Annotated in this window: 23 protein-coding genes, 2 tRNA genes and 1 pseudogene; 12 read left to right on the top strand and 14 right to left on the bottom strand. The window is 64.1% G+C overall.

Annotation, left to right across the window (positions count from 1 at the left end):
• Positions 1-17: 17 nt before the first annotated feature.
• Positions 18-488: a hypothetical protein gene (locus ACPTTF_RS12995; protein ID WP_166961021.1), complete on the top strand. Its 471-nt coding sequence runs from the start codon at positions 18-20 to the stop codon at positions 486-488.
• Between the two features lie 122 nt (positions 489-610).
• On the opposite strand, the gene ACPTTF_RS12990 is transcribed toward ACPTTF_RS12995, so the two are convergent.
• Together ACPTTF_RS12990 and ACPTTF_RS12985 are read right to left on the bottom strand one after the other, a co-directional pair.
• Positions 611-1,105 (bottom strand): hypothetical protein, encoded by a 495-nt coding sequence (locus ACPTTF_RS12990; RefSeq protein ID WP_166961018.1) that lies wholly within the window; start codon positions 1,103-1,105, stop codon positions 611-613.
• Positions 1,102-1,653, bottom strand: a complete 552-nt coding sequence (locus ACPTTF_RS12985; RefSeq protein ID WP_166961015.1) for a hypothetical protein — start codon at positions 1,651-1,653, stop codon at positions 1,102-1,104. The genes ACPTTF_RS12990 and ACPTTF_RS12985 overlap by 4 nt, the downstream gene beginning before the upstream one ends.
• Positions 1,654-1,941: 288 nt before the next feature.
• Between ACPTTF_RS12985 and ACPTTF_RS12980 the strand changes: the two genes are divergently transcribed.
• The 3 genes from ACPTTF_RS12980 (at position 1,942) to ACPTTF_RS12970 (ending at position 4,288) form a co-directional block, all read left to right on the top strand.
• Positions 1,942-2,139 (top strand): hypothetical protein, encoded by a 198-nt coding sequence (locus ACPTTF_RS12980; RefSeq protein ID WP_423371385.1) that lies wholly within the window; start codon positions 1,942-1,944, stop codon positions 2,137-2,139.
• Positions 2,140-2,280: 141 nt separating this feature from the next.
• The gene (otsA, locus tag ACPTTF_RS12975; protein WP_423371384.1) at positions 2,281-3,702 is read left to right on the top strand and encodes an alpha,alpha-trehalose-phosphate synthase (UDP-forming); all 1,422 of its coding nucleotides are present in this window, start codon (positions 2,281-2,283) and stop codon (positions 3,700-3,702) included.
• Positions 3,695-4,288 carry an AAA family ATPase gene (locus tag ACPTTF_RS12970; RefSeq protein ID WP_423371383.1) on the top strand — a complete coding sequence of 198 codons (594 nt, stop codon included), beginning with the start codon at positions 3,695-3,697 and terminating at the stop codon, positions 4,286-4,288. Before otsA ends, ACPTTF_RS12970 begins: the two co-directional genes overlap by 8 nt.
• A gap of 33 nt (positions 4,289-4,321) precedes the next feature.
• Here ACPTTF_RS12970 and ACPTTF_RS12965 read toward each other — a convergent pair whose 3' ends face one another.
• Positions 4,322-5,689 (bottom strand): MFS transporter, encoded by a 1,368-nt coding sequence (locus tag ACPTTF_RS12965; protein WP_423371382.1) that lies wholly within the window; start codon positions 5,687-5,689, stop codon positions 4,322-4,324.
• A gap of 159 nt (positions 5,690-5,848) precedes the next feature.
• Positions 5,849-6,229: a DUF5594 family protein gene (locus ACPTTF_RS12960; RefSeq protein WP_423371381.1), complete on the bottom strand. Its 381-nt coding sequence runs from the start codon at positions 6,227-6,229 to the stop codon at positions 5,849-5,851.
• Between the two features lie 117 nt (positions 6,230-6,346).
• Here ACPTTF_RS12960 and ACPTTF_RS12955 point away from each other — a divergent pair, with 117 nt between their 5' ends.
• Positions 6,347-6,748, top strand: a complete 402-nt coding sequence (locus ACPTTF_RS12955; protein ID WP_011352835.1) for a hypothetical protein — start codon at positions 6,347-6,349, stop codon at positions 6,746-6,748.
• 180 nt (positions 6,749-6,928) lie between these two features.
• Here ACPTTF_RS12955 and ACPTTF_RS12950 read toward each other — a convergent pair whose 3' ends face one another.
• A complete protein-coding gene (locus ACPTTF_RS12950) occupies positions 6,929-7,243 on the bottom strand; it encodes a hypothetical protein (RefSeq protein ID WP_034190701.1) in 315 nt (104 codons plus the stop codon).
• 143 nt (positions 7,244-7,386) lie between these two features.
• On the opposite strand from ACPTTF_RS12950, the gene eco reads away from it, so the two are divergent.
• Positions 7,387-7,887, top strand: coding sequence for a serine protease inhibitor ecotin (eco, locus tag ACPTTF_RS12945; RefSeq protein ID WP_166961000.1), 501 nt, complete (start codon positions 7,387-7,389; stop codon positions 7,885-7,887).
• Between the two features lie 39 nt (positions 7,888-7,926).
• On the opposite strand, the gene ACPTTF_RS12940 is transcribed toward eco, so the two are convergent.
• On the bottom strand, positions 7,927-8,541 hold the full coding sequence (locus ACPTTF_RS12940; RefSeq protein ID WP_423371380.1) for a TetR/AcrR family transcriptional regulator: 615 nt from the start codon (positions 8,539-8,541) through the stop codon (positions 7,927-7,929).
• A gap of 115 nt (positions 8,542-8,656) precedes the next feature.
• Between ACPTTF_RS12940 and ACPTTF_RS12935 the strand changes: the two genes are divergently transcribed.
• Positions 8,657-9,397, top strand: coding sequence for an SDR family NAD(P)-dependent oxidoreductase (locus ACPTTF_RS12935; RefSeq protein WP_423371379.1), 741 nt, complete (start codon positions 8,657-8,659; stop codon positions 9,395-9,397).
• A 43-nt stretch (positions 9,398-9,440) separates the two neighbouring features.
• On the opposite strand, the gene ACPTTF_RS12930 is transcribed toward ACPTTF_RS12935, so the two are convergent.
• The 8 genes and pseudogenes from ACPTTF_RS12930 to ACPTTF_RS12895 form a co-directional block, all read right to left on the bottom strand.
• Positions 9,441-9,773, bottom strand: coding sequence for a hypothetical protein (locus ACPTTF_RS12930; protein WP_423371378.1), 333 nt, complete (start codon positions 9,771-9,773; stop codon positions 9,441-9,443).
• Positions 9,774-9,985: 212 nt separating this feature from the next.
• Positions 9,986-10,062 (bottom strand) — tRNA-Met (locus tag ACPTTF_RS12925).
• Positions 10,063-10,524: 462 nt separating this feature from the next.
• Positions 10,525-12,000 carry a hypothetical protein gene (locus ACPTTF_RS12920; RefSeq protein WP_423371377.1) on the bottom strand — a complete coding sequence of 492 codons (1,476 nt, stop codon included), beginning with the start codon at positions 11,998-12,000 and terminating at the stop codon, positions 10,525-10,527.
• Between the two features lie 3 nt (positions 12,001-12,003).
• A complete protein-coding gene (locus ACPTTF_RS12915) occupies positions 12,004-13,323 on the bottom strand; it encodes a tyrosine-protein kinase family protein (protein ID WP_423371376.1) in 1,320 nt (439 codons plus the stop codon).
• Positions 13,324-14,143: 820 nt separating this feature from the next.
• Positions 14,144-14,651, bottom strand: a pseudogene (locus tag ACPTTF_RS12910) (DDE-type integrase/transposase/recombinase); the annotation flags it as partial.
• A gap of 2 nt (positions 14,652-14,653) precedes the next feature.
• Positions 14,654-14,836, bottom strand: coding sequence for a phage integrase central domain-containing protein (locus tag ACPTTF_RS12905; protein ID WP_423371885.1), 183 nt, complete (start codon positions 14,834-14,836; stop codon positions 14,654-14,656).
• A 392-nt stretch (positions 14,837-15,228) separates the two neighbouring features.
• Positions 15,229-15,303, bottom strand: a tRNA-Arg gene (locus ACPTTF_RS12900).
• A gap of 150 nt (positions 15,304-15,453) precedes the next feature.
• Positions 15,454-15,636 (bottom strand): rubredoxin, encoded by a 183-nt coding sequence (locus tag ACPTTF_RS12895; RefSeq protein WP_045567368.1) that lies wholly within the window; start codon positions 15,634-15,636, stop codon positions 15,454-15,456.
• A gap of 199 nt (positions 15,637-15,835) precedes the next feature.
• On the opposite strand from ACPTTF_RS12895, the gene ACPTTF_RS12890 reads away from it, so the two are divergent.
• From ACPTTF_RS12890 to ACPTTF_RS12870, 5 genes are all read left to right on the top strand, one after another.
• Entirely contained in the window at positions 15,836-16,240 is a 405-nt protein-coding gene (locus ACPTTF_RS12890) for a DUF4399 domain-containing protein (protein ID WP_166960952.1), read from the top strand.
• 211 nt (positions 16,241-16,451) lie between these two features.
• Entirely contained in the window at positions 16,452-18,401 is a 1,950-nt protein-coding gene (locus tag ACPTTF_RS12885; protein WP_423371375.1) for an ATP-binding cassette domain-containing protein, read from the top strand.
• A 242-nt stretch (positions 18,402-18,643) separates the two neighbouring features.
• Positions 18,644-20,626, top strand: coding sequence for a DNA topoisomerase IV subunit B (locus ACPTTF_RS12880; RefSeq protein WP_423371374.1), 1,983 nt, complete (start codon positions 18,644-18,646; stop codon positions 20,624-20,626).
• A 69-nt stretch (positions 20,627-20,695) separates the two neighbouring features.
• Complete coding sequence (gene parC, locus ACPTTF_RS12875; protein WP_423371373.1) at positions 20,696-23,017, top strand: DNA topoisomerase IV subunit A; 2,322 nt, start codon at positions 20,696-20,698, stop codon at positions 23,015-23,017.
• Between the two features lie 250 nt (positions 23,018-23,267).
• On the top strand, positions 23,268-23,726 hold the full coding sequence (locus ACPTTF_RS12870) for a CopD family protein (protein WP_011352817.1): 459 nt from the start codon (positions 23,268-23,270) through the stop codon (positions 23,724-23,726).
• Positions 23,727-23,768 lie beyond the last annotated feature (42 nt).

Here is a 23,768-nt window from a genome sequence, read left to right as displayed (position 1 = left end):
CGATCCAAAAGGTGCCCATGAGCGAGAAGACGGGGCTGTATGCGGTCGCCGCTGAACAGTACGATCTGGTGCTTGTATCCGTTCTCGATTCTCCACGCCCACAAGTGTTTCGTGCTCAGGTCGAACACCTCTATTCCACTGGAAAGGGCATTGCACCGGACCATCTCGGGGCTGAGCTCGAGTTCGTCGGCGGTCCGCCGACCTGGGGTAACGTACCGCTGCAGGTCGGGGAGCGTGCCCTCATGTTCGTCAGCGCACGATCCGGGTCGTTCGGCGAGTATCCGTGGCGCGGACACATGGTTCTTGAGGAAATCGCGGGCGGAACGTACACCAGGTTGCACATTCCGGAGATGTGGCTGAGGGATGATTTGCCGGTCGACGTCAGGGCCGCGGCGAGTCCGCATCCGACGAGGCGGAATGCGTCGATCGTCCGGTTCAGCGTGCTGGAGCGCTACCTGAGCGATCTGATCGGGAAAGCCGTCCGCTGAGCCGGATCGATTTTCCGGAATCCGGACGATGCATTGTCCGCCGCGATCAAGGGCAGGGTGATGTGGCGTCCCGCGCGAAGTCCGGGGCAGCGGGGTCTGCCCGCATGATGCGCACGGCCTCCTTACTGCAAATTCCCCCACCGATCGACCGCCGGTTCCGCCGACGCCCACTTCCAGTGCGTGCCTTGCTGGCACGCGTTCGCGAAATACCAGTCGGCCTTGTCGCCGTCCTTCACCGAAAACGCGAATTCCTTGCACAACGCGAGTGCCGACGAGTACGCGCGCGCGACGCGCACCTCGCCTTCGCCGTTTTCCAGCGGCAGCGTGTTCTTCACCTTCCACGGCTTCACTTCGCCGACGGCCAGGCTGCCGACTACCTTCGCGATCGCGTCCTGCTGGTTCTGATGGAGCTGCTTCATCGTGCGGTTGACGGCTTCGTCGGTCGCGGCCTGCACGGCAATCCCGACGCCGATGCCGACCGCCGGGTTCGCGGTGACGAGGCCCGTCGCGGCGCCGGCAAGCGCGCCGCTCGCCGCGCCGACCGACCCGCAGCCCGACAGCGTGGCCGCCGCCGCGCAAAGCGCGCCGATGGCCGCGATACGGATTGCGACGCTCATTGCAGCGCGCCCCAGCGTTCGGTCGCCGGTTCCGCCGACGCCCATTTCCACGCGGGGCCGTCGCGGCAGATCGTGGCGACGTAGAACGCGGATTGCGCGGCCTTGTCGGCTTTCGCGGGCGTGTCGACGGCGAACACGATTTCCTTGCAGTCGAGCGGGCCGACACTGATCATCCGGCTGACCGTCACGCGGCCCTGCTCGTCGTCCTCGATCGGGAACGAGTGGTGCGTCGACCACGGCGCGACGCCGCCTACGTCGAGCGGGCCGGCTGCCTTCGCGATCTGTTCCTGTGTGTAACGGTGTGCGACGCGCTGCGTGTACTGGACGCCCGCACGCGCGCCGGCGACGGCGCCGAGGCCGATGCCCGTCGCCGCGGCGGCGTTGTTGGTGACCTTGGAGGCGATCGCGGCGCCCGCGATACCGGCGCCGGCTGTCGCGCCCTCGCTGTACAGCGAGTTGCAGCCGGACAGCAGTGCGGCCGTGGCGATCGCGGCCAGCACGATGCGCGCCGAGATGGCCCGGCGCGGCGATTCGAAACGAATGTTCATCCCTGAGTGCAAGTCCTGTCTGGGTGAGCGGCAACGCATGCGCGCCCTCATGCCGCGTCATTGTTTCGCAATTGTCATAGGAAAACTGCAAAGCTTTGACAAATCGCCGGACGGCATGCCGCGCGCGTGCGCGCGGCGCTATTGTCGGACACGTGGATCGTGCGGGGTCGAAACGTTACAAATTGAAGGTAATTGTTACTTTGGCGTGCAAGGAAGCGACCTAGACTTTTCAGTTATGGAATGTTTCTACGACGGCCTCGGGCCGCGCCGCACATGAGACACCCGGCCATGCGCCGTTCGAAACGGTTTTCGCCCCGGCCGCCTGACGCAGCGGCGGACCGCCCGCGTCCGCAGACCGACGCGCCATCGGCACCGCCTGCCGGCGCGCCCGGCGAGACGCCGTCGGACGGCGATCACAACCAGGGCGGCGCCCGCCCGGAAGGGCTCGACTATCAGCGGGATCTCGGCCAGGAGCAGGACGCCTGATGTCGTTGCCGCCGTCTTCCGCCGCTGCCTTTCACACCTGCATTTCTCACGTCTGAATCGCCGCACGGTCGCTTTCGGGCAGCCGTGTCCGCCTTGGCGCGCGCCGCGCGCCAGCCAATCGAATCGAGGAGGGGAAGCCGCATGAGCAGATTGATCGTGGTATCGAACCGTGTCGCCGCCGGCGAGGACACGCGCCCGAGCGCCGGTGGCCTGGCGGTCGGCGTGATGGACGCGCTGAAGGAAACGGGCGGCGTCTGGTTCGGCTGGAACGGCGAGATCGTCGGCGCACCCGACACCGGGCCCGCGATCCAGCAGGACGGCAACGTCACCTACGCGACGGTCGGGCTGACCCGCCGTGACTACGACCAGTACTACCGCGGCTTCTCGAACGCGACGCTGTGGCCGGTGTTCCATTACCGCGGCGATCTCGCACGCTTCGACCGCCAGGAGTACGCGGGTTATCTGCGCGTGAACGCGATGCTTGCAAAGCAGCTCGCCGCATTGCTGCGCCCCGACGACCTGATCTGGGTGCACGACTATCACCTGCTGCCGTTCGCGCATTACCTGCGCGAGCTCGGCGTGACGAACCCGATCGGCTTCTTCCTGCACATTCCGTTTCCGTCGCCCGACATGCTGCGTCTCGTGCCGCCGCACGAGGAGCTCGTGAAGTTCATGTGCGCGTACGACGTCGCGGGCTTCCAGACCGAGGCAGACAAGCAGGCGTTTACCGACTACATCGAGCGGCGCGGGATCGGCGCGGCGAGCGACGACGGGATGCTGCATGCGCACGGTCGCGTCGTGAAGGTCGCCGCCTATCCGATCGGGGTCCATCCCGACGCGATCGCGCAAGCGGCCGTCCAGTACGGCGCGCGCAAGCCGGTGAAGATGCTGCGCGAGGCGCTCGACGGCCGCAAGCTGGTGATGAGCGTCGACCGCCTCGATTATTCGAAGGGGCTCGTCGAGCGCTTCCAGGCGTTCGAGCGGATGCTCGCGAACGCGCCGGGCTGGCAGGGGCGCGTGTCGCTCCTGCAGATCGCACCACCCACGCGTTCCGACGTGCAGACCTATCAGGACATTCGCGAAACGCTCGAAGGCGAGGCCGGCCGCATCAACGGCCGCTTCTCGCAGCTCGACTGGACACCGATCCAGTACCTGAACCGCAAGTACGAGCGCAACCTGCTGATGGCGTTCTTCCGGATGTCGCAGGTCGGCTACGTGACGCCGTTGCGCGACGGGATGAATCTCGTCGCGAAGGAGTACGTCGCGTCGCAGGATCCGGCCGATCCGGGCGTACTCGTGTTGTCGGAGTTCGCGGGCGCGGCGGCCGAACTGACCGGCGCGCTCCTCGTCAATCCGTACGACCTGTCGCAGATGGCCGAGGCGCTCGAGCGTGCGCTGTCGATGCCGCTCGCGGAGCGGCAGGCGCGTCATGAGGAAAACCTCGCGCGGCTGCGCGGGAACGACCTGTCGGTCTGGCGCGATACGTTCGTCGCCGACTTGCGCAGTGTCGCGGCCGCCGCGTCGGTCACGCGGCGCGCAGGCCGGCGGGTCGTGCATGCGTGAGATCGTACAGGGGCCCGGCGCGGAGGACGACGCGATCGACGACGCCACCCGCCGCTTCTTCGTCGTGACCGGTGGCCCGGGTTCGGGCAAGAGTACGTTGCTCGATGCGCTCGAGCACGCCGGTTACGCGCGCTCGCAGGAAGCCGGGCGCGGCGTGATCCGCGACCAGATGGCGATCGACGGTCAGGCGTTGCCGTGGCGCGACCCGGCCGCGTTTGCCGAGCTGATGCTGAGCTGGGAGATGCGCTCGTACGATCTCGCGCAGCATGCGCGCGGGCCCGTGTTCTTCGATCGTGGCGTGCCGGACGTGATCGGCTATCTGCGGCTGACGGGGCTGGCCGTGCCCGCGCATGCGGAGGCCGCGGCGCGCCGTTTCCGCTATCACCGGCGCGTGTTCATCGCGCCGCCGTGGCCGGACATCTATGCACAGGACACCGAGCGTCGGCAGGATTTCGCGGAAGCCTTGCGCACCTATGACGCGATGGTCGAGTGCTACACGTCATATGGCTACTGGCTGATCGAACTGCCGCGCGTGAGTGTGCAGGCGCGCGTGCGTTTCGTGATGGACGCGCTCGACGCCGAATGACGCGCGGCGATCTGCGTGCGGCGTTCGGCGGTGTCAGGTCGCCGCGCCCGGTCGCGGCGACGCGATGCGCAGCATGCTGACGACCGCGGCCACCGCCGCGAATGCCGCGGCGACATAGAGCGCAATCGTCGGCCCGCGATCGGGGACGAGCCCAAAAATCAACGCGACGAGCGCGGCGCCAAGCGTCTGGCCGGTCAGCCGCGCGGTGCTCAGCATGCCGCCCGCGCCACCGCTGCGTTCGCGCGGCGCCGACGACAGCATCGCGCGGTTGTTCGGCGACTGGAACAACCCGAAGCCTGCACCGCACAGCGCCATCCGCCACACGATGTCGACGGTGCCCGGGTGCGCGCCGATCGTCGCGAGCGACAGCAGCCCGGCCGCGAACAGTGCGAGCCCGATTCCACCGAGGATGCCTGCCGAATAGCGATCCGACAGCACGCCCGCGAGCGGCGCGGCGAACACGATCACGAGCGGCCACGGCGTCATGTAGAGGCCCGTCTCGACCTGCGAGAAGCCGAGCGAGTTCTGCAGCCAGAACGGCAGCGCGACGAACGCGAGCATCTGCGACGTGAACGAAGCCATCGACGTGTAGATCGACAGTGCGAACATCGGGATGCGCATCAGGTCGACGGGCAGCAGCGGCGCCGGTTGCGACAGCTGGCGCTTCACGAAGAAGTAGCCGACGACGAACGCGACGGCCAGCTCGGCCGCGACGTACGCATGGCCTTCACCGTGACCGAGCCCGTCGACCGCCGTGATCAGCAGCCCGAACACGCACGCGTTCATCAGTGCGCTCGGGAAATCGTACGGCGCATCGTGCAGCGGGTTGGATGGCAGCGCGCGCAGGCTGCCGATTACCGCGGCGATGCCGATCGGCACGTTGACCGCGAACAGCCACGGCCACGATGCGAACGACAGGATCGCGGATGCGACCGTCGGCCCGATCGCCGACGACAACGCCACCACCATCGCGTTGATCGACAGCCCGCGCCCGAGCATCGACGACGGGTAGATCATCCGCACGAGCGCCGCGTTCACGCTCATGATGCCGGCCGCGCCGAAACCCTGGATCACGCGCATCACGGCCAGCATCGGCAACGAGCCGGCGAGCGCGCAACCGAGCGACGCCGCGGTGAACAGCGCGAGCCCCGCGATATAGATGCGGCGATAGCCGATGCGCTCGCCGAGCGAGGCAAGCGGCAGCAGCGTGATCGTGACCGCGAGCTGGTACGCGTTGACGATCCAGATCGATCCGGCGTCGGACGCGTGCAGGTCGCGCGCGATCGTCGGCAGCGCGACGTTCGCGATGGCGCCATCGAGCACGGCGAGCGTGATGCCCAGTGCGACGCAGAGAATTGCCCAGTAGCGTTGTGGAAGCGGCAGGCCGACGTCGGCGTTCATGGCGGGAGCAAATGCGTGGTTGTCCGCGCGCCCGGTTGCCGGTTGCGTACACAACCATGCGCAAGGGTGGAGGCGGCGATGAGCGTCCCGGCCGGCGCAACTGCACCGGAGCGGGGCCGGTCGAGTGTATCACCGGGCCGCATGGCGCGACGCCGGCACTCAGCCTTCGAAGTCGAGGCCGCCGAGCCGCACGAGCGGGTCGGCCTGCGTGCGCGACAGGAGATCGATGTCGCGCGCGCCTTCCCATGCACCCAGCTTTTTCGGCAGTGCGGCCAGGTAGTGCTCGAAGCGCTGCCGGCCGTCCGGCTCCATCAGCCGCTCGATTTCGTCGGTGTCCCAGGTCAGTTCGAGGTTCAGCGGATGCTCGAAGCCGCTGACATGCTCGTGCGGCGCGCTGCGGATCTGCACGCGCGTCGGGTGCCCGTGGCCGCCATACGGGACGACGTCGGTCAGAACGTGATCGGTGAAGAAGGCTGCGATCGCGTGCGCGATGCGCGGGGCGAATTCGGTATCGAAACGGCGGGCGGTTTCGGGCTGCATGACGGCGTCTCCTGTATGCCGAAAATCGTAGCATGGCGGCGCCGCATTTCGGTGTGCGTGATAGCGGTAATCGCGCGTTACCACTTGCTGCATCTATTACGGCCGCGTGCCGCCACAATGCATCGCATCCAGTACCACTTCGCGTGGGAGTCCATCATGAAAAAAATTGCCGCAGTGTGTGTCCTCGCCGGTTCGCTTGCCGTGGCGGGTCCGGCGTCCGCGCATGGCCGCGACGGCGGCGCCGTCATCGGCGCATTGATCGGCGGCGCGGTGCTGGGCGCGATCGTGACGTCCGCGATGAATCCGCCCGTTGCCTATCAGGCGCCCGCATACCAGGCACCGGCCTATCAGCCGCCGACGTACTACCAGGCCCCCGCGTACCAGCAGCCTGCCTATCCGACCTACCAGCAGGCGCAGTACCAGGACGACGGCCCGAACTATTGCTACGACCGCTACCAGCGCGCGTATGTGTGCGGTGCGCCCGTATCGGGCGGCTACGCGCAACCGGCCGGCTGGTAAGCGGGCGGATGCGTGACGCGTGAACGGCCGGCGCCGCCGGCGTTCGCTTCGCCGCACCGGACGACAAAAGGCCCTCGCTTCATGCGAGGGCCTTTGTCTTTTGCGCGGCCGTCCGTTCGTCTGCGTGACGCGCTGGCCGTCGGTGGGCCGTGCGCGGATACAAACGGTTGCAAATGCGCGTCAGTGCCGATGGCCGCCGCCTCCGTCACCGCGCCCGCCGCCATCATTCCAGTCGCCGCGGCGTCCGCCGCGTCCCCAGCCATTGCCGCGGTTTCCACGATCGCCGTCCCAACGGTGGTAATCGCGCCGGCCGCGATCCCAGTCGCGCCCGCCGCCACCGCCCCAGATATTGACCGTGCCGTACACGGGGGACGGCGCGTATGCGTAGCCAGGATCGGAATAGTAGGGCTGCCCGTAGCCGTATCCGGCATCCGGGGCGACGACGCAGCCGGCCAGCAAGGTCGCGACGCCGGCGGCAGCAATGAGCTTCAGCATGATGTTCTCCGTTGGTTCCCCTATAAGTACCGCGCAAGGGGATTGCCAGCTGTTTGCAATTGTGTCGTCAAATTACAGCGCCGTAAGGTCGTGCGGCGAAAGTGTTAGCATCCGGGGCTCATTTGTTTTTCAGGAGTACATCGATGAAATTCGCGATCCGGGCCGCGCTGGCCGCCTTCTGCGTGACGACTGCCGCCGCCTGCGTGGCCGGGCCTGCATCGGCGCCCGCCGTGCCGGCCGAGTCGATCAAGATGTTTCCGCAGGCAGCCGCCGGCCAGCAGCGCGTCGTGATCGCGCTGCCCGCACTCGAGAACGAAGGCGATGCACGCGTCGAGCTGATGATCGGCAAGACGTTGCAGACCGACTGCAACCAGCAGTGGTTCGGCGGCGAGCTGAGCGCCGAGGACGTGAAGGGCTGGGGCTATACGTACTACCAGCTCACCGACGTGAAGGGGCCGGCATCGACGCTGATGGCGTGCCCGGGGCAGGCGCCGCAGCAACGGTTCGTGCAGGTACGCGGCGATGGTCAGCTCCTGCGCTACAACAGCCGCCTGCCGCTCGTCGTCTACGTGCCGGACGGTTTCGAGGTGCGCTATCGCGTGTGGCATGCGTCGAAGGACGTGCAGCACGCTGCAAAGCAGTAACCTGCCGGCGCGGCCGCGTGCGGCTGCGGCGTCCTGCCGCTACGCGCCGCCCGCGCCGACGAGCGCTGGCCACGCGGCCAGCGCAGCCATCGCGACGGCCTCCAGGTCGCGACGGCTCGCACCGTCGCGCGCCTGGATCGACATGCCCTGCTGGACCGTCACGTAGTACCGCGCGATCGCGTCGAGGTTTGCCTGTTTTGTGATCTCGCCGGTCGCGACACCTTGCCTGAGGCGCTCGCGCAGACTCTCGACCGTGCCCTCGCGCATCGCGATCAGCGTTTGCCGAACCGTATCGGAACGCTCGGCCGGGTGCAGCGCCGACAGCACGACCAGGCAGCCGGCCGGCTTCGACCGCCGCGTGAACACGCGTGCGGTATCCATCAGGTAGTTCCGCACGGCGTCGTGCGCGCTGCCGGCCTGCTCGACGCCCCCCCAGATTTCCTTTCCTTCCGTTGCGCGGTAGTGCTCGAGCGCCTGCCGGAACAACGCTTCCTTGCTGCCGAACGCCGCATACAGGCTCGGCGATGCGATGCCCATCGCGGCCGTCAGGTCGGTCATCGACGCGCCTTCGTAGCCGAGGCGCCAGAACACCTCCATCGCGCGTTCCAGCGCCGCTTCCTTGTCGAAGCTTCTCGGTCGGCCTCGTTCAGCCATTGCGTCCGTTCCTTCGTCGATATCTGTGTCGATCGATAAAATAAATCAATTGACTGTGCCGCGCAACTTCGCACATTCTGTGTCGGTCATTACATAAATGAGGAAAGGAACCGACATGAACCGACTTCAGGGCAAGCGTGCACTTATCACGGGCGGCAGCCGCGGCATCGGTGCGGCGATCGCGAAACGGCTGGCGGCCGATGGCGCGGACGTCGCGATTACCTACGAGAAATCGGCCGAGCGGGCGCAGGCCGTCGTTGCCGGCATCGAGGCGTTGGGCCGACGCGCCGTCGCGATCCAGGCCGACAGCGCCGATCCGGTGGCCGTGCGCGACGCGGTCGATCGTGCCGCCGAGGCGCTCGGCGGTCTCGACATCCTCGTCAACAACGCGGGTATTTTCCGGGCCGGCGCGCTGGCGGACCTCACACTCGACGATATCGACGCGACGCTGAACGTGAACGTGCGGGCGGTGATCGTCGCGTCGCAGGCGGCGGCGCGGCATCTCGGCGAGGGCGGGCGCATCGTGTCGACCGGCAGTTGCCTCGCGACGCGCGTGCCTGATGCGGGGATGAGCCTCTATGCGGCGAGCAAGGCCGCGCTGATCGGCTGGACGCAGGGGCTCGCGCGCGATCTGGGCCCGCGCGGCATCACGGTCAATATCGTGCATCCAGGGTCGACGGATACCGACATGAACCCGGCCGACGGCGAACATGCCGGTGCGCAGCGTTCGCGGATGGCGATTCCGCAGTACGGCAAGGCCGACGACGTCGCGGCGCTCGTCGCGTTCGTCGTCGGGCCGGAAGGGCGGTCGATCAACGGGACCGGGTTGACGATCGACGGCGGTGCGAACGCGTGATTGTTGGCGCCCGGTGTGAGTTGACCGGGCGGCGTTGCGTTCGCTATCGGCAGCCGAGCCGTTGATGCTCGGCTTCGAGATCGGCCCGCTTGTCGTAAGCGCGCAGTTCGTTGCGCGGCTTGCCGTCCGGGCCCATCCCGCGCACGACCTTCTGGCCGCGGTCGGGGGTGTGCGTCACGGCGTCTATGCCTGCGGCGAGTTCACGGCAACGTGAGTTGGGGGAGGCGTTTTCCAGGCGAGGTGCTGCTGCGTTCGTGATGTTGGCGATGCCGGGGCTGACATAGCGCTGCTTCGCGGGCGCGGTGATGGTGTCGGCTGCGTTCGCCGTGCCGGTCATCGCTGAAAGCGCGGCGAGTGCCGCGATCGCTCGAATCATTGCGGGAGTCCGGATGCTTGGGAAGGTTCGGAATTCTACGCAATCTCTGGCGTGAGGCCGTGGCGATCGGGCGGGATGCGATCGTGTGTCGCAGGGGATGCCGGCAGCTGAATGTTGCGCAATTCGGCGGCGATGCTGCCAGTCAGCGCACACGCAGCGGTGCATGCGGAAAGCAAAAAGCCCGCTTGCTTTCGCAGAGCGGGCTTCGGTATTGGTTGCGGGGGTAGGATTTGAACCTACGACCTTCGGGTTATGAGCCCGACGAGCTGCCAGACTGCTCCACCCCGCGGCGCGAAGTGTACTCGGGCTGATGTGGAGAGTCAAACGATCTTTGATTTAAGTCGATTGGAAGCCGCGATTCGCCTTCACCGGGTGCGACGATCTGGCGTGTGGGTTGACTGCTGGTGCTCGCCGGTCTGCTTCGACGTCAGGCGATTTTCGTCGCCGTCGTTGCGGTACTTGAGCGTGGGAAAGTGGATGAAACCATGAGGATGGCTGGTCCCGGCAGGACTTATGCTTTTGTGCTGGGAAAGGGGGCTATTGTCAAAAAAAGACCCCCAAAGAACCTCGTAGCGCGCGAGGCAATGAGGGGGCCAATTCGGATGTGTTCGTGTCTCAATCTACCGTGGTGTCACTGTGACTAGCAGGATCCCTTCTTGCGAACCCGTTCGGGCAATTGATGTGTGCCGCAACTCGGTCACCCCCTCCCTATTGCGTACTTTGGGACATTAACCTCGCGATGGTGCTAAGACTATCGCGGTGGACGAACCCCACCCATTCGGCGAATGCCAAAACCTACACGAAAAATATCTGGCATGTTGAGACGGCCATCTTCAGTGCGGTAAACCATTGCCAATTCGACTAGATCTTCGATCAGAGCTTCCGACGTACCCATTCTGAGAGGGTCAGTACCAAAGCGGCGCGGAGGCAGTTTTTCCGCGATTGCTGCGCGGAATCTTTCCATCCAAGTCCGCTTCCAGTGACTTGTAAGATCCTCGGCGAAGCACGGGACGGTCAGTCCACGAGCAGCTTCCAACAGCGGTCTGACCCAAGGATAGTCTTCAGAAATTTCGGCCACACGAATTTCCGAGGCCTTTGCCACGCCTTGTTGAATACCGCGAAAGTGCAAGGCACGATCATGTTCAGGCTCGTGTTCTTCGGTCCATTCAGCGGCCGCTCTAAACGCAAGTAGGAAACTCCGAGGGCTAAGGCGTCCGCGTGCATCCGCGAGATGCGTTGGGATCCACGTATAAACGTAGCCGCGCTTTGCTGATGTCCCCACCCACTCGCCGGTTACGGCTTCGATAATTGCGCGAGCCGGATGTTCGCCATACGTAAGTGTTCGAGGTAGCTGAAAGGTCTCCGAGTCGGCTGCCCATTCAACCTTCGCCCGTTTCGAAATCTCGGTGCGGAATACGTCACCGACGTCTGCTTCGTTTGCAAGATACATGAGGACAAGCGCGAACAAATCGCTCGGTCTCCACGTGAGCTCGACTCGATTTGCTCGAAGTTTCGAACTGTCAACGAAGTTCCAAACTTCTTCATCTTCCTCCATATCTGGCCGGAGAAATATTTTAAGCCGCAACGCACGACGCGATCGGCAATTTAATGCAAACTGCAGAAGTGATCGAAGATACCCGCGAACTTCTGTCCAATCACTTCCAATTCGATCTAGAGCATCAAAAATAACAAGCAGTGATCGCCCCTGATCTGCGAGTTCACGGTCGCATTGTGCGAGTAAATTAGCGCCCTCAGTACGATTGTCTGCGAACCACTGGACTGCCTCCTCCCAGCTTTCATCCTCGAACCCAGTGCGGTTCAATGCTCGAAGAGCATGCGAGAGCACAATCGTATGCCATACATCCGAGGGATCGATGCCGGCATTGGTCAAGTTCGAAAGTTCCATAGGAGTTGGAAACTCTTCCGAACTCGGATCAAGAGCAAATCCGATTGCGACGTCAGTTTTGAGAAGTTCTGGCAGACGGCCGGCACGAGCCACATAATTTCGATGCTCGGTACTGTTCAATACTGCCGTCCAATAGCTTTTGCCGGAGCCTCGCATACCCACAACAACACTGGAGCTCAATCCAAGAGCTTTGGCGTGAGATGCGGGCATGTATAGCGTGTTCCGATTCGGCGGGCGCAGAGACTCTTGCGACGTATCATCAATCCGAGTGAGCGCAAGTCGAATTTCATGTGCATCGAATCGGTATTTTGTCTCTTTCAATCTCTACTCCTGCAAATTCTCTGTACTGGTCGGCCAAAGACGTGCGCGGACACCATCAAAAAACTCGCCAAAAACACCTTGGATAAAGGCCCAGTCAGGCTTTGCGTTCGGCGACGTCAGCGAAAGAGAACGAACCGCTGGGTCAAAATTCACAAACAACGGATAGTGTGGTGCTTCGGCACTAAACCTGTCGAACACTTGCGGTTCGAAATCTCCGTTCCGACCAGCAGTCTCGTCATCATAAAACCGATTCCAGATATCATAGGACGCTTGAACCCATGCCCGCCGGGCGTCTTCTCGCGGCTCCGTCTGCGCGCCTATCATCTTCAACCTCCAGCGCAAGTCGTCGTCGTTGCCCATGCCCTGTTGCACGGATTTCGCCTTGCGGAGATGGTCAAAGAGCTGCCCATATGCCCACCAGTTCTGCGCGTCATTACGTGCGAAAAATAACGCTTCAGCTCCGAGGCGCGTCACTGCGGCCGAGCCGATGTCATGCAGCCCTGCTCTTGCATCGAGCAGAATTACATCGGGCGCAAAATCCAATGAAGCACCAACTGTAAGTAGCCTAGCGAGCCTGTCAGCAAGGCCAACCATTTCGCCAGCTTCGTCGACTGCCGGCATGTACACACGGCCGAGCTTGGATATGTAATTGTTGGTCGATTGACCATAAGCCGGAATAACGCTGATGATGCCGTCGGTATCCATGTCAATCGGACATCTCGAGACGCATTGCTCGAGTAGCGCTCGGTCGCCACGACCATTTAGATCTTCCGTCAGCCAATCGATGAGACCGAACTTCGGGAGTTCACTGGAAAGCATTGATCCAATACCCGGAGCTTCGAGGTCTAGGTCGATAACGAGGACGCGCTTTCCTTGACGCGACAAGTACCACGCAAACATAGCTAACGCCGTGCTCCGGCCCACGCCGCCTTTGACGCTAAACGCGACGGCGGTCGGTATTGGCGGAGTGAGCGTAAGTGGTTCGCGCAACCAGTCTTGGTTCGTCACCAAGCGATCGATAAGGTAGACACCGGCCATGCCTAATGCACCAACTTTATCGGGTGACTTAATAACATCGTCGGCGTCGATTAGGTCCGATTGCTTCAGGAGAACGCGGCGTAATCCGGGGCTATATTGTTCCAGATTTTCGTGTAACTTCTGCGCCAACGGATCCCACTCGTCGTCCCTCAGCGATGTGTCGGGAAGAATGACGACAATCGCTCCCGTGGTATCCCGAACGATGTAGGTTTCCGGCACGTGTTCACCAAACTTCTCGAGAAGTGCTGCCTTCGCAATTTCCAGTACATCATCGAACATGACCATCGTCAGTTTCCCCTTTGACCAACCACGTGTACCGCGGTTAGCAATCGTTTCGCGCTTAAGCGGTGCCGCTCGATGACATCGTCAGTCAGTTCTACCGTTCCCCAATACCGCTGTTCAATGGTCCAGTCGGAGAATGGGTTGCTATGCCGAAGTAGAGATGCAAGACCTGCCAGATGTCGTGGAATGGAGTTTATGGAAACCCTGTCCCACAGCTCATCGACGTGATGCCGAAAGGTGCCAGGGAGTTCCCCCGCTCTTTCATGGCCCGGTGGGCTTATGAGGGCTGTCTTGATCGCGCACTCGGCTGAGATTCCGTAAAGCTGGTCCGCGTTTTCCCGGCGCCCTTCTTTCATCAGAAGCTCGGCGTCCGCCCAGTGGCGCGCCCCAGCGCCTGCAAAGTCCTCTCCCACGTCGTGCCCCGATGTTTGATTTGATGGCCCGTATTTTATCGCGAACTCGTCAGAAGCCACATAGCGGAAAGGAAGGATCAGGCTGGTGTGTACCCGCGATGATGCTGAAAACGACGTCGATGCCGTCCCGGTTGGTCTAGTTTCGGGGAGGGTGCTGCTCTGACGTCGTTTGCGGCATCCGCCGATCCGGAGTTTTCTGCCCGCCGTGACGTCAATGCGGTATCGGATGAGGGGCTCGCGGAATCAAAGCACATGTCCGGATCAGCCGGCAGCATCTTTTGGCGTTGAACATCCTTTCGTATGGTGCGACATTCACCACAATGCCCCGGTGATTCGGATCGTCGATCTTTGTCGGTGCTGGCTGGTCTTCAATCGCTTTCCCGGACGGGTTCACTAGCCCGAATACGTTGCTCGACTGGCCGGCCACGTCGCCAGCGTGCCATCAATGTAGCGTCTGCAATCATCTTCGGGCGCATCGTGTCGCCTATCGACCAACCGATGATACGGCGTGAGTACAACTCCGTGATGGCGACGACAAACAGCCAGCCTTCGGCGGTCCATGTATAGGTGAAGTCTTCGCCCCATTTCTGATTCGGGGCATCGGTTTCAAACTGACGTTGCAGATGATTTGGTGCGATGTCACGGGCGGCCGAGGCCTCCAAGCTACTCGGCAACGACGTTGGCGCTAACGGGCTTTAAGTCCGGCCGACCGTATTAACCTGGTCAAACGATTCACGCAGCATCGTTCGCCGGCAGCACGCAAGTCATGCCAGATGCGTGGACTACAATATGTCTTATCGCTCAATTCGAAGCTTTCTCGAACCTGCGCGTAAGCCGGACATTTTCCTGTGCGCCGTTGCTGCCGAGCCATTCGTAGAAGCCGCTATGTGAGACCCCTAGCAGCCGGTACGTGGCCCGAATCAGCGCACCCCGAGCGCTTCGACTGCGCTGACGATCGCCAGCAGTTCGGGAGCGTCGATGCTCGCGATCGACCGGGCGCCGAGTCGAGGAAATATGTCGGCTTCAAGGCAGTTGATGACATTGCCTGCGTGAACCTCGGACCATCTACGGCACTGAGTCTCAAACCATTCGTATGCGACGATTTCGAACGAACTAGCGGCAGCCAGTTGCGCAGCACACTTGTCGGCTTTCTTTGTTTCGCTTGGGGCGATACCTGTAGCAAGCTATTCGCGCGCTATCGCGACAAGCGATACCTCCGGGTACGTGCCGAGAGCCAGGCTCTTTTCTTTGCCGTCGACGCGGTACTAAAACCCATCGCTGCCGTCGGCTGGTGTTATCAGTAGCAGTCCGCCGCGTCATAAAGCTTCTGTTGTTTCTCAGCGGGCTTGGCTGCGTGGACCGTGAGGTCGGTGAGCGCAATGTACTGGCGCCTCGGGGGTTGTTTACACCACTGGTGGACGCTTGCAACAAAACCCCGCACAGCCAAGCGTGATGGGGTTCTTGTAGCGAAGCTGGTGAAACTTTGGAGGATTCTTGGTCCCCCCGACAGGAATCGAACCTGTATCTAGCGCTTAGGAGGCGCTTGTTCTATCCATTGAACTACGGGGAGAGCCATGTCCGGGTGATCGCACGAAACAACGCGAACCGGAGGCAGTGTGGACAGCGCGCAGAGTATAGCAAACGCGCGGCGCGTCGGCGGGGCGGAATGCACACCAACGCGCGCGATCGCGCAATCAACCGCGATCAGAACATCGCGAAATCAGAAATCGACGACGACGAAATCGTCCTTGCCCACGTCGCACAGCGGGCAGCGCCAGTCGGCGGGAATGTCGGCGAAACGGGTGCCAGGTGCGATGCCTTCGTCGGGCAGTCCTTCCGCTTCGTTGTAGACCCACCCGCAAATCAGGCAGACCCAGCTCTGGTATTCGGTTACTTCGCTCATGTGACGCTCGGGAAAATGGAAATCCGGTGATGCCGTCCGCGACCTGGCCGGCGGACGAAAGGCGCAATGGTACCGGAATTTCGCCGAACGCCTGCGCAACGTCGTTTTAAACGTACGCATCGCGAACAATGCAACCGAAACGCATATGCCGTACGTGCGGTGTATGCTTCCCGGGCTGTCCAACCATAAGGAGAATGCGATGCTGAACAGAAAGTGGATCGCGAGTGCGGTATGCGTGGCGGCGATGGCCGTGTCGACGGTCGCGCGGGCCGAGGCGCGCGTGTATTTCGAAGCGCCGAGCGACGGCGCGACGGTGTCGAACCCGGTGCACGTGAAGTTCGGGCTCGAAGGGATGGAGCTTCGGCCTGCCGGCGACATGACGCCGGATACCGGCCATCATCACCTGCTGATCGACGGCCGACCGATTCCGAAGGGCGACGTGATTCCCGCGAGCGAACGTTCGCTGCACTTCGGCAAGGCACAGACCGAAACCGACATCAAGCTGCCGCCGGGCCAGCACACGCTGACGCTGCAGTTCGGTGACGGCGCGCACCGCTCGTACGGTCCCGAAATGAGCTCGACCATCTCCGTCAACGTCAAGTAAGCACGTATATCCGCGAGGGCGGCCAGGCCGTCCTCGTGACGGAGTGCGCCCGCGCCGGCGGGCTCGGGTGCCCGCCGCCCGCGCGCGGCACCCGACCTCCGGTAACCGCCGCGCGCGACCGGTCTTGCACCTTATCCGTCCGGCCATACCGGTGCCGGCGCCCGCGCCCGGTACAATGGGCGCTTCCGATTCCTCTCTTCGCCGTCTCCCCATGTCGCTCTATTCCATTACCGGCGCGCAGCTCGCGTTCGGTCACGTCGCGTTGCTCGATCACGCGGATTTCTCGCTGGAAGCCGGCGAGCGCGTCGGCTTGATCGGCCGCAACGGCGCGGGCAAGTCGTCGCTGCTGAAGATCGTCGCCGGTCTCGCGAAGCCCGACGACGGGCTGGTCACGCGCCAGCAGGAGCTCGTGACCGTCTATGTGCCGCAGGAGCCTGAATTCGAACCGGGCGCGACGGTGTTCGATGCAGTCGCATCGGGGCTCGCACACACGCGCGAATTGCTCGAAGAATACGATTCGATCGCGCACCGCCTCGCAGATATACCCGAAGGCGCCGAACACGATGCGCTGCTCGCGCGGATGAACGCGCTGCAGTCGTCGCTCGACGCGCACGACGCGTGGAGCTGGCGCACGCGCGTGTCGATGACGCTCGCGCAGATCGGCCTGGCGGACGTCGACGCGCCCGTCGACGCGCTGTCGGGCGGGATGCAGAAGCGTGTCGCGCTGGCGCGCGCGCTGGTGCTGCAGCCCGACGTGCTGCTGCTCGACGAACCGACCAACCACCTCGACTTCGACGGCATTCGCTGGCTGGAAGAGTTGCTCGTCACGCAGCGCGCGGGCCTGCTGTTCATCACGCACGATCGCGCGTTCCTCGACCGCGTCGCGACGCGTATCGTCGATCTCGACCGCGGCCGGCTGCTGTCGTACCCGGGCAATTTCTCCGCGTACCAGACGCGCAAGGCGCAGCAGCTCGAAGTCGAGCGCGTGGAAAACGAGAAGTTCGACAAGCTGCTCGCGCAGGAAGAAGTGTGGATCCGCAAGGGGGTCGAAGCGCGCCGCACGCGCAGCGTCGGCCGCATCGCGCGGCTCGTGCAGATGCGCAACGAGCGCGCGGACCGCCGCAACACGCTGGGCAACGTGAAGCTAGATGTCGCGCAGGGCGAGAAGTCCGGCAAGATCGTCGCGGAGCTGACCGACGTGACGAAGCGCTACGGCGGCCGCGCGGTTGTCGATCGTTTCTCGACGACGGTGATGCGCGGCGACAAGATCGGCTTCATCGGCCCGAACGGCGCTGGCAAGACGACGCTGCTCAAGCTGATTCTCGGCGAACTGAAGCCCGACGAAGGCACGGTGCGCATCGGCACCAACCTGCAGGTCGCCTATTTCGACCAGATGCGTGCGCAGCTCGACCAGGAAAAGAGTCTCGCGGATACGATCAGCCCCGGCAGCGAATGGGTCGAGATCGGCGGCGTGCGCAAGCACGTGATGAGCTATCTCGGCGATTTCCTGTTCGCGCCGGAACGCGCACGTTCGCCGGTGAAGTCGCTGTCGGGCGGCGAGCGCAACCGGTTGCTGCTCGCGCGCCTGTTCGCGCGTCCGGCCAACGTGCTGGTGCTCGACGAACCGACCAACGACCTCGACATCCAGACGCTCGAACTGCTCGAGGAACTGCTGGCCGACTACGACGGCACGGTGCTGCTCGTCAGCCACGATCGCGCGTTCCTCGACAACGTCGTGACGTCGGTGATCGCGGCCGAGGGCGACGGCAAGTGGCGCGAATATGTCGGCGGCTTCAGCGACTGGCAGATCCAGAGCGCGCGCGCGGATCAGCTCGCGCAGCAGGAAGCCGCGAAGCGCGCGGTCAAGGAGGCGGCACCTGTCAAGGAAGACACGGCGAAAAGCGCTGCGGGCCGCAACGCGCAACGCACGGTGAAGCTGTCGTTCAACGAGCAGCGCGAGCTCGATTCGCTGCCGGAGAAGATCGCCGCGCTCGAAGAGGAGCAGAAGACGATCAATGCCCGGCTCGAAGACGGTTCGATCTTCGCGAAGGATCCGCAGGAAGGCACGCGCCTGACCGAGCGGTTCGCGGCGATCGACGACGAATTGCTCGCCGCGCTCGAACGGTGGGAAACGCTCGAGGCGAAGCGCAAGCCCGCGTAATACGTGTGACGCGTCGCGCGGCCGGCGGCCGCTGCGCGCGATTCCGCGATTGGCGTGCCACGCGGAACCAGTAAAATACCGCGCGTCCCGGGCAGCGCAGCCAACGCCGCGCGCCCGCTTTCGGAGCAGTCCAAGCACACCGTTGTTTCGATTCGCTTTTTTACGGAACTCAACGTTTTGTCCACGACGTTATCCACACGAGGTGTGGACAACGTCCCGATGAATGACGAAATTCAGCGCCTATGTCTACGAAGAAACCCAGCGCGGCCTATAGCGAAGCATCGATCAAGGTGCTCAAGGGTCTCGAGCCGGTCAAGCAGCGGCCCGGCATGTACACCCGTACCGAAAATCCGCTGCACATCATCCAGGAAGTCATCGACAACGCGTCCGACGAGGCGCTCGGCGGCTACGGCAAGCAGATCACGGTCACGCTGCACGCCGACCAGTCGGTCTCGGTCGAGGACGACGGCCGCGGCATCCCGTTCGGCATGCACCCTGAAGAGGGCGTGCCGGTCGTCGAGATCGTGTTCACGCGCCTGCATGCGGGCGGCAAGTTCGACAAGGCCGCAGGCGGCGCCTACACGTTCTCCGGCGGCCTGCACGGCGTCGGCGTATCGGTGACGAATGCGCTCGCGACGCGCCTCGACGTGACGGTGTGGCGCGACGGCAAGATCGCGGAGCTCGGCTTTGCCGAAGGCGATGTGGTGAAGCCGCTCGTGACGCAGGGCGCGGGCCGCGGCGAGAAGAAATCCGGCACGCGCGTGCAGGTGTGGCCGAATACGAAGTACTTCGATTCGCCGAACCTGCCGCTCGGCGAGCTGCAGCGCCTGCTGCGCTCGAAGGCCGTGCTGTTGCCGGGCGTCGAGGTCGTGCTCGTCAACGAGAAGAGCGGCGAGCGCCAGACCTGGAAATATGAAGACGGCCTGCGCGGCTACCTGCTCGACGAAATGAACGGCAGCGAGCTGCTGATCCCGCTGTTCGAAGGCGAGCGTTTCGCCGATTCGCGTTCGGGCGACGACACCTTCGCCGAAGGCGAGGGCGCGTCGTGGGTCGTCGCATGGAGCGAGGAAGGTTCGCTCGTGCGCGAGTCGTACGTGAACCTGATCCCGACGCCGGCCGGCGGCACGCATGAATCCGGCCTGCGCGACGGTCTCTACCAGGCGGTGAAAAGCTTCGTCGAACTGCACAACCTGCAGCCGAAGGGCGTGAAGCTGCTCGCGGAAGACGTATTCGCGCGCGTGTCGTTCGTGCTGTCAGCGAAGGTGCTCGATCCGCAGTTCCAGGGGCAGATCAAGGAACGCCTGAACAGCCGCGACGCGGTGAAGCTCGTGTCGTCGTTCTCGCGTCCCGCGCTCGAACTGTGGCTGAACCAGCACGTCGAGCACGGCAAGAAGCTTGCCGAACTCGTGATCAAGCAGGCGCAGGCGCGCACGCGCGCAGGCCAGAAGGTCGAGAAGCGCAAGAGCTCGGGCGTCGCGGTGCTGCCCGGCAAGCTGACCGACTGCGAAACCGAGGACATTACGCGCAACGAACTGTTCCTCGTCGAGGGCGACTCGGCGGGCGGCTCCGCGAAGATGGGCCGCGACAAGGAATACCAGGCGATCCTGCCGCTGCGCGGCAAGGTGCTGAACACGTGGGAAACCGAGCGCGACCGCCTGTTCGCGAACAACGAGGTGCACGACATCTCGGTGGCGATCGGCGTCGATCCGCACAGCCCGGACGAAAGCGTCGACCTGTCGAACCTGCGCTACGGCAAGATCTGCATCCTGTCGGACGCGGACGTCGACGGCTCGCACATCCAGGTGCTGCTGCTCACGCTGTTCTTCAAGCATTTCCCGCAACTGATCGAGCGCGGCCACGTGTGCGTCGCGCGTCCGCCGCTGTTCCGCGTCGATGCGCCGGCGCGCGGCAAGAAGGCCGCGCAGAAGCTCTATGCGCTCGACGACGGCGAACTGGAAGCAATCCTCGACAAGCTGCGCAAGGACGGCGTGCGCGAGACCCAATGGAGCATCAGCCGCTTCAAGGGTCTCGGCGAAATGAGCGCCGAGCAGCTGTGGGATACCACGATGAACCCCGACACGCGCCGCCTGATGCCGGTGAAGCTCGGCGAGCTCGATTACGAGGCGACCGTCGCGCGCATGACGATGCTGATGGGCAAGGGCGAGGCAGCCGCGCGGCGCGGCTGGCTCGAGGAAAAGGGCAACGACGTCGAAGCGGACATTTAAGCCGGGAATCCGCGCGGCCGGGCATGACGCCCGGCCCGGCCTCACGCCACTTACGAATACGGAATTCAGATGGACGACAACACCTCCGATCTCTTTGCCGGCTCCGATGCGCCCGAGAGCGATGCGCTGACGCTCGGCAACTACGCGGAGCAGGCGTATCTCAGCTACGCGGTCAGCGTCGTGAAGAGCCGCGCGCTGCCCGACGTGTGCGACGGCCAGAAGCCGGTGCAGCGCCGGATCCTGTTCGCGATGAACGAAATGGGCCTCGGCCCGGACGCGAAGCCGGTGAAATCGGCGCGCGTGGTCGGCGACGTGCTTGGTAAATACCACCCGCACGGCGACCAGTCGGCGTACGACGCACTGGTGCGTCTCGCGCAGGATTTCTCGCTGCGCTACCCGCTGATCGACGGGCAGGGCAACTTCGGCTCGCGCGACGGCGACGGCGCGGCGGCGATGCGATACACCGAAGCGCGGCTCACGCCGATCGCGAAGCTGCTGCTCGACGAGATCGACCAGGGCACGGTCGACTTCATGCCGAACTACGACGGCTCGTTCGAGGAGCCGAAGACGCTGCCGAGCCGCATGCCGTTCGTGCTGCTGAACGGCGCGTCGGGCATCGCGGTCGGTCTCGCCACCGAAATCCCGTCGCACAACCTGCGCGAGGTCGCGGCGGCGGCGGTCACATTGATCCGCAATCCGAAGCTTACGCACGCGGAGCTGATGAACCTGATCCCCGGCCCGGATTTCCCGGGCGGCGGCCAGATCATCTCGAGCGACACCGAAATCGCGGCGGCCTATGAAACCGGCCGCGGCAGCCTGAAGGTGCGCGCGAAATGGAAGATCGAGGATCTCGCGCGCGGCCAGTGGCAGTTGGTCGTCACCGAGCTGCCGCCGAGCACGTCGGGCCAGAAGGTGCTCGAGGAAATCGAGGAACTGACGAACCCGAAGCTCAAGCTCGGCAAGAAGACGCTCACGCCCGAGCAACTGAACACGAAGAAGGCGATGCTCGACCTGCTCGACGCGGTGCGTGACGAGTCGGGCAAGGAAGCGGCGGTGCGGCTCGTGTTCGAGCCGAAGTCGCGCACGATCGACCAGACGGAATTCGTGAACACGCTGCTCGCGTACACGAGCCTCGAATCGAACGCGACGCTGAACCTCGTGATGATCGGCGCCGATGGCCGGCCGGGCCAGAAGGGCCTGCTGACGATCCTCGACGAATGGGTGAAGTTCCGCCAGCTGACGATGACGCGCCGTTGCCGCCATCGTCTCGCGAAGGTCGACGACCGCATCCACATCCTCGAAGGGCGGATGATCGTCTTCCTGAACATCGACGAGGTGATTCGCATCATCCGCGAGTCGGACGAGCCGAAGGCCGCGCTGATGAGCGCGTTCGGCCTCAGCGAACGGCAGGCGGAAGACATTCTCGAAATCCGGCTGCGCCAGCTCGCGCGGCTCGAGAAGATCAAGATCGAGAAGGAACTCGAAGCGCTGCGCGACGAGAAGGCGAAGCTCGAGGAACTGCTCGCGAACGAAAGCGCGATGAAGCGGCTGATGATCAAGGAGATCGAGGCCGACGCGAAGCAGTACGGCGACGATCGCCGCACGCTGATCCAGCAGGAAAAGCGCGCGACGTTCGAGGCGAAGGTGGTCGACGAGCCGGTGACGGTCGTCGTGTCGCAGAAGGGCTGGGTGCGTGCGCTGAAGGGCCACGGGCTCGACCCGGCCGGCTTCACGTTCAAGGCCGGCGATCATCTGTACGCGGCATTCCAGTGCCGCACGCCGGACCGCCTGATCGCGTGGGGCAGCAGCGGCCGCGTGTACTCGGTCGACGTGTCGGTGCTGCCGGGCGGGCGCGGCGACGGCGTGCCGGTCACGTCGCTGATCGAGCTCGAATCGGGCTCGCACCTGATGCACTACTACGCGGCGCCGGCCGACCAGCAACTGCTGCTCGCGTCGAGCAACGGCTTCGGCTTCCTCGCGAAGGTCGGCGACATGGTGAGCCGCGTGAAGGCCGGCAAGGCGTTCATGACGATCGATACGGGCGCGGTGCCGCTCGCGCCGATGCCCGTGCTGCCGAATGCGACGCAGGTCGCGTGCCTGTCGAGCGGCGGCCGCCTGCTGGTGTTCGGGATGGACGAGATGAAGACGCTGTCCGGCGGCGGTCGCGGCGTGATCCTGATGGCGCTCGACGACAAGGAAGCGCTGGTTCAGGCGCTTGCGATCGATCCTGCCGGCGTCGTGCTGATCGGCACCGGCCGCGGCGGCAAGGCGCAGGACGAGACGCTGTCGTATGCGGGGCTGGCGCCGCACATCGGCAAGCGCGCACGCAAGGGCCGCGCGCCGGAGACGAAGCTCAAGGTCGTCAACGAGCTGCGTCCGCTGCTCGGCTGACGCGCCGCACGATCGATCGTCCGGTTCGGCCGTGATCGAAGGCCGCACCTCCGCTTCGGCGGACGTGCGGCCTGTTCTTTTTGAGCGGGGATTCGGGTAAGCAAGCGTGGCGCTGTCACGCGGAACTTGCAAAATAGTGTGAAATCGCGCCTGGGGTCTGAACCGGGCGGCGACAATCCGGTCGAACGTCGCTCGATGCCGCGTACGACGCGGCCGTTCGCCGCACCCAACTCCTCACAGGATTGCCGTCATGTCCCATGCTGTCTCCGTCGCGCTGTTTCTTCATCTGCTGGCCGTCGCCGTGTGGGTGGGCGGGATGGTCTTCGCCAACTTCTGCCTGCGTCCGGCGCTGTCCGACCTGTCGCCGCAGCTTCGGTTGCCGCTGATCGAAGGCGTGTTCGGCCGCTTCTTCAACTGGGTATCGGGTTCCGTGATCGTGATCCTGCTGTCCGGTGGCTTCCTGCTCATGGAATTCGGCGGCGCGCACGCAACGTGGTCGCTGCACGCGATGGCCGGGCTCGGCGTCGTGATGATGCTGATCTTCGGGCATATCCGGTTCGCGCTGTTCCCGCGCATCCGTCGTGCGGTGCAGGCGCAGAAGTGGCCGGACGGCGCGCGCGCGGTGAATACGGTACGCCTGCTCGTCCTCGTGAATCTCGTGCTCGGCGTCGTCACGATCGGTGCGGCGGTGTTGTCGCGCGGCTTCTGACCTGACGGCCGTCGGCCGTTGGCCGGCACGCAGCCGCCGGCG

Source organism: Burkholderia crassaminum (assembly GCF_964265005.1).
Taxonomy (GTDB): Bacteria; Pseudomonadota; Gammaproteobacteria; order Burkholderiales; family Burkholderiaceae; genus Burkholderia.
Note: the sequence above shows the minus strand (reverse complement) of the source record. Positions and strands in the feature narration are given on the sequence as shown.